Here is a 4,936-nt window from a genome sequence, read left to right as displayed (position 1 = left end):
TCGCGACGGCGGACATCAGCGTCGGCATGGGCGGGGCCGGAACCGACGTGGCGCTCGAGACGGCCGACATCGTGCTCATGTCGGACCGGCTCGACCGACTCCCCTACGCCTTCGCGCTCAGTAAGGAGACCCGCCGCACGCTGTACGTCAACTTCGCCATCGCGTTCGGGGCGATCGCGATCATGGTGATCGCGATCCTCACCGCGGGCATTCCGCTCCCGGTCGCCGTGGTCGGTCACGAGGGGTCGACCGTCCTCGTCAGCCTGATCGGCCTGCGACTGCTCCGCTTCGACGGATGATGGCGCGACCACGTGGCCGACGCGAACGCGCACACGCTCGTTGTCGCCGCCCGACGAATCGTGTCGCGATCGATGCTGCCCGACGAATCGCGTCTCGATCTATCGTCGTACCACGGGCCCGCGCGCGGTTTCCGCCGATGGTCGCGGGCGAGGCCGGACCACGGAGGAGGGGGACCTCGAGCTCACCGAGGAGCGCGCCAACGAGCTGCTCGACGCCGACGCCGAGGCCGGCGGCCGGTACGTCGACACCGCGGACGTCTACGGCGGCGGGGACGGCGAGCGCTGGATCGGCGACTGGCTCGCCGACCGCGACCGCGAGCGCTACGCGGTCGCCTCGAAACTCTACTGGCAGATCCGGGATGACCGAGCGGATCGATCGAGTCGCCGACCGCCGCGCGGCGCTCGGCGTCAGCCGTGTCGCTCGATGAGCCCGTCGAGCGTCGCGCGGTCCTGGACGCCGACCATTCGCTCGACCGGCTCGCCGTCGGCGTAGAGAACGAGCGTCGGGACGCCGCGCGCGCCCAGTTGCTGGACCAGCCGCTGGTTGGCGTCGACGTCGACTTTCGCGACGGCGGCGTCGGTCTCCGCCGCGAGCGCCTCGATCGTCGGCTCCATCATCTGACAGGGGCCACACCAGTCGGCGTAGCAGTCGACGAGGACGACGTCGTACTCCCCGACGACGTCCTCGAGGTGGGACCGCCCCTCGATCGCGATCGGTTCGGTCGGTGTCTCCGTTCCGCCGACGCCCGCGTCGGCGGCGTCGCTCTCGTCCCCGAGGCGGCGTTGCAACTCCCGTTTCTTCCGCTCGCGGATCCGCCGGCGTTACTCGTCCAGCGAGTCGCTCATATCGCCTCGGTACGCCCTCGACGACTATAACGGTTGTGTGTAAGTTGCACAATACATGGGCGGATGGGCGCCGGAACTGGCGCGAACCCGGTCGTCCCCACTCCCTCTCGAGCCCGGGGCGGACGATCTGCTGGGATGAACGCCCGCGTGACCGTCTCGCAGGCGGTGGGCCGGACCACGGCGTAGTTCGCCCCGAGCCCCGGGCCGGCGGCGTTCTCCGCCCGATCAATCGTGGCGAGCGCCCTCGGTGTCGCTCGTCGAGGGCGAGAAAAGACCCGAATAGGTATTGTGCAGTTTTGTGGGAAGCATGCAAACTTTTATTGGCCCTCGAACCGAACCGTCGAACGAGATGGCAGAAACAGTGACCAACACCGGCACGAGCGAACCGGTCGAGAACGGCTACGTGAATCGACTGCTGGGCGCCTTCCTCGGAATCGCGGTGATCGGCTGGGGAGCGAGTATCTTTCTCACCGCCGTTCACTTCTGGGCGCTGCCGCTCCCCTCGGGCGTCGAACCCGAAGGGAGCATGGCGGTCATCACCAGCGCCTGGGCGTACGTCGGGCCGCTCCCGCTGGCGCTGCTCGGCGCCGGCTACTACGCGACGATGATCGTGCTCGGCGGGCTGTGGCTCGAGACCAAACACGAGCTGATCGAACGGGCCGTCTTCGCGATCACCGCGGGCGGACTCGTCGCGTCGGCGTACTTCGTCTACCTGCAACTCGGCGTGATCGGCGAGATCTGCCCGTTCTGCATGCTGTCCGCGGCCGCGACGACGTCGCTGTTCGGCATCGAACTCGGTGTCAAGTACCTGGGCGGCGGTCGAATCGCCCCTGGCGTCGACAGCACGCGAGTCTGGCCGTCGCTGATCGCCGCGACGATCGCCGTCACGGTCGTGGCGATGTACGGCATCACCCTCGCGCCCATCCCGGGCGCCTGAACCGGGAACGAAGTCGGCTCCGACGACCGCGCCGAGCGCCTCCCGAACGTGCGGGCCGCGTGACGCGGTCGCGGTGGAACCGAACCGATCGCGGACGACCCTTTTCGACGCACGGGATACCCGTCGGTGACCGTCGGTTATCGACGAGGTGGCCCTCCGGTGCGGGCGTCCCGTCGATGCGATCGGCTCGGCCGAACGTCCGGAGTAGCGAGGGCGTCGAAACAGTATTTACGCCGATTCGACGGAGAGCTCGAGCGACGTTTCGTTCTCGACGTTGTCGGTGACCGGACACCGCGCTTCGACGGCCGCGAGCCACTCCGTCAGGGTCTCCTCGTCGGCGTCGGCGTCCACGGTGATCGTCACGTCGAGCCCCTGGAGGCCGGGCCGGGCCTCGGACGCCTCGCCGCGGTAGCTGGCGTAATCGACGCCGCCCTCGATCGCCACCTCCATCTCGTCGATCGCGAGGTCCATGTCGCGGGCAACCATGGTCCCCGTCGAGTTCAGGCAGCCGAGGACGGCGCCCAGGAAGTACTCGACGGGGTTGACGTCGTGGCCGACGACGAACTCGGCGTCGCCGGTGTCGATTCGCATCCGCTTCGGGCTCACTCGCTCGCCGGTCAGTTCGTACGTCGTCAGCTCGGTGGATCGTGTCATCGTGTACTCGGGGGTGATTCGGTGGGGCGTCGACGGTCGGTCGGGCCGGCGGGACCGTCGGCGACGACAGATCGGTCGCAGGACGTGGTATTAAGCATTGTGTAAAAATCCCAATACCGTTCCAGCAATACTGGCCATCGAGCGGAGTCGACGCTCGCAGGTGCGTCGAGAGCTGGCCGACGCCGGGTCTCGGCCAGTCACCGACGCGCGGATCACCACGTGGGGATCGCTGAGGTGCGGATCATCAACGAGTGGATCACCGAGGTGCGGATCACCGACGCCGATCACGGTCGGCGAGGGGCCGAACGCGTCGGGCTCGCTTTCGTCGATCGGACCACGCCAGTCTTATCGGTCAGATCCCTAGTGGAGGCATGGCAAGACGACTAACCGGGGCCGAATCTAATCGAGGCGTGACGCGCCGAACGGTTCTCGCCGTTTCAGCTCTCGCGGGAACGACGGCGGTGGCCGGCTGTCTCACCGGCGACGGCGACGACGTGCCGGCGCCGATCACGATCGAGGCCGGTCGACTCTGTGACAACTGCACCATGGATATCGTCGACTATCCGGGCCCGGTCGGCCAGTCGTTCTACGACGATCCGGAGGCGCTGCTCGACGACGCCGAGGACCGGCCGGCGCAGTTTTGCAGTTCGCTCTGTACGTACGCGTTTCTCTTCGAGCACGAGGACGAGCAGGAGCCCGACGTGGTCTACCTCACCGACTACTCGACGGTCGAGTACGAGATCGATACCGGCGGCGACGAGCCCGAGATCTCGAGCCACGTCGACGCGGACGACTTCGGCCGGGCGGACGACCTCACCCTGATCGCCGACAGCGGGGTCGAGGGAGCGATGGGCGCGTCGATCATCGGTTTCTCCGACGCCGACGACGCGGCGGCGTTCGCGGCCGACTACGGCGGCGACAGCTACGAGCACGGCGAGGTGAGTCAGGAACTCATCATGTCGTTGATGTAGTCGACCGGCGCCACGACCGTCTCGGATGCTTCGGTGCCGAGTCCGCGTGTCGAACTGGCGGCCACCACGGCGCAGTCATCGCTTCACTCCCCAGGTGGCGACCGCGAGCGAGCCGACGGTCCAGACGAGGAGCCCGACCAGGCTCGCGCCCGGCGACGCCACCCGGGGCCCGGTACCCGCCGCGGTCAGCACGACCGTCTCGAAGACGAGTCCGCGGTAGGCGCTGAGCGGACTCACCGCCAGCGCGTGGACGAGCGAGGAGTCGCCGAGCAGGCCGCTGGCGAGGCCGGCGACCAGCGCGAGGTCGAGGCCGACGAGCAGGACGACCAGCGCGAGGACCGCCAGCGCGAGCGCGCTCCGGCTCCCGCCGACCAGCGCCGAGACGGCGACGGCGACGGCCAGCATCGTTAGCGCGAACGCCGCCGTCAGCACCACGAACCGGGCGTAAAGCAGCGGCGAGTCGGCTCCGGCGTGGGTGGCGTAGATCGCCAGCGGCGCCTCCCGGGCGAGGACGACCCCGAGCCCGACGACGACCAGCGGGACGACGACGGCGACCGTCAGCGCGAGCGCCCGTCCGACGTAGACGCCGACGACGAGCTCGCGGGCCGAGAGCGGGTAGGTCTCGAGGACGTCGAGTTCGCCCCGGCGCCGGTCGCCCAGAATCGCCCGGTAGCCGAACGCGACGGCGACGATCGGCACGAGCAGCTCGAGCGGCGTGAGGAGGTCGACGACGGCCGGGACGTAGCCGGCCCTGATGCCGCCGCCGACCCACGCGATCGCGACGACGACGGCGGCAAGTGCCGCCGCGAGCAGACCGAAGGTCCGCGTGCGGGCGACCGTCCGGAGTTCGCGTGCGACGACGCGTCCGAGTCGGTGTCTCCACCCGGGACGGGCCGATCCCGGCGAGAGCGCCCGCTCCGGATCGGTCGACGAGGGGTGTCCGTCGGTCGACGAGGGGTGTCCGTCGGTCGACGCCGGATCGGTCACGACGTCTCACCCCGTACCCGGACGCGACGATCGTCGCCGATCGTCGACGCTTCGTAGACGCCACGCAACGACTCCACGTCGCCTTCGTCGACGAGCGCCGCCGGCGCGCCGCGGGCCTGGACGGTGCCGTCGTCGAGTATAATCACGTGGTCGGCCGTTCGCTCGACGAGTTCGAGGTCGTGAGAGCTCAGCAAGACCCCGGTGCCACCGGCGGCGAGCTCCGCGGCGACCTCGAAGACGTG

General features: G+C 69.1%; 5 protein-coding genes and 3 pseudogenes. 4 read left to right on the top strand and 4 right to left on the bottom strand.

Annotated features, from left to right (window positions below; translation table 11 throughout):
* Positions 1–299 (top strand): annotated as a pseudogene (locus tag QZT59_RS07500) (heavy metal translocating P-type ATPase); the annotation flags it as partial.
* Between the two features lie 151 nt (positions 300–450).
* Positions 451–684: pseudogene (locus QZT59_RS19205) on the top strand (aldo/keto reductase); the annotation flags it as partial.
* A 23-nt stretch (positions 685–707) separates the two neighbouring features.
* Here QZT59_RS19205 and QZT59_RS07490 read toward each other — a convergent pair.
* Positions 708–1,112 (bottom strand): co-chaperone YbbN, encoded by a 405-nt coding sequence (locus tag QZT59_RS07490; RefSeq protein ID WP_290813635.1) that lies wholly within the window; start codon positions 1,110–1,112, stop codon positions 708–710.
* A 382-nt stretch (positions 1,113–1,494) separates the two neighbouring features.
* Between QZT59_RS07490 and QZT59_RS07485 the strand changes: the two genes are divergently transcribed.
* Positions 1,495–2,082: a vitamin K epoxide reductase family protein gene (locus QZT59_RS07485; RefSeq protein WP_290813629.1), complete on the top strand. Its 588-nt coding sequence runs from the start codon at positions 1,495–1,497 to the stop codon at positions 2,080–2,082.
* 228 nt (positions 2,083–2,310) lie between these two features.
* Here the strand turns inward: QZT59_RS07485 and QZT59_RS07480 are convergent, their stop codons facing one another.
* A complete protein-coding gene (locus tag QZT59_RS07480) occupies positions 2,311–2,736 on the bottom strand; it encodes an OsmC family protein (RefSeq protein ID WP_290813626.1) in 426 nt (141 codons plus the stop codon).
* Between the two features lie 371 nt (positions 2,737–3,107).
* Here QZT59_RS07480 and QZT59_RS07475 point away from each other — a divergent pair, with 371 nt between their 5' ends.
* Positions 3,108–3,707 carry a nitrous oxide reductase accessory protein NosL gene (locus tag QZT59_RS07475; protein WP_290813623.1) on the top strand — a complete coding sequence of 200 codons (600 nt, stop codon included), beginning with the start codon at positions 3,108–3,110 and terminating at the stop codon, positions 3,705–3,707.
* Between the two features lie 75 nt (positions 3,708–3,782).
* Here QZT59_RS07475 and QZT59_RS07470 read toward each other — a convergent pair whose 3' ends face one another.
* Both QZT59_RS07470 and QZT59_RS07465 read right to left on the bottom strand, forming a co-directional pair.
* Complete coding sequence (locus QZT59_RS07470) at positions 3,783–4,694, bottom strand: ABC transporter permease (protein ID WP_290813621.1); 912 nt, start codon at positions 4,692–4,694, stop codon at positions 3,783–3,785.
* Positions 4,691–4,936: pseudogene (locus QZT59_RS07465) on the bottom strand (ABC transporter ATP-binding protein); the annotation flags it as partial. The pseudogene QZT59_RS07465 and the gene QZT59_RS07470, both read right to left, overlap by 4 nt.

The sequence above is a fragment of the Halovivax sp. genome, assembly GCA_007119345.1.
In the GTDB taxonomy this organism is placed as follows: domain Archaea; phylum Halobacteriota; class Halobacteria; order Halobacteriales; family Natrialbaceae; genus Halovivax.
The sequence above is the reverse complement of the archived record's forward strand: the minus strand, read 5'-3'. Positions and strand labels throughout refer to the sequence as shown.